General features: G+C 73.2%; 1 protein-coding gene. It reads right to left on the reverse strand.

What is annotated here, in order from left to right:
* Positions 1 to 455: helicase-associated domain-containing protein (locus tag AC5RUJ_RS18370; protein WP_494156532.1), on the reverse strand; the 455-nt coding region annotated here is incomplete at both ends.

Genomic DNA, 455 nt, shown 5'->3' on the forward strand with positions numbered 1-455 from the left:
CTAGCCGGCGCAGGCCCAGGCGGGCGGCGCGCGGGTCGGCGAGCAGGTCCGTCAGGGCATCTTCGTCGTCGCTGCGCAGGAAACTCGCGGCCGATCCCACCCGCAGGGCACCGTGCCGGGAAGCTGTGTCCTCCACCAGGTACCCCAACGGCTGCGGCACGCCGGTGGCCGAATGCCGGGCCAGGAAGCCGAGGATTCGGGCCGCGTCCCGGCCGGTGTCCAGGGCGCGCCGGATGCTGTCGGCCGAGAACCGGTAGATGGCCGCCGGGCCCTGGCCTTCGGCGTCGGACAGCAGGGACAGTTCGGCGGCGATATTTGGGGCCAGATACCCGGGAGCAACGGCCGTCAGGTCCGCCTGCAGCATGAATTGGTCCAGCGGTTCCGGCAGCTGCTCGGCCAGCAGCGCGGCGGCCTCGGTCAGCCGCTCCTGCGCCGTGGCCCGACCCAGCCTGGTC

Source organism: Arthrobacter sp. Y3223164, assembly GCF_059091005.1.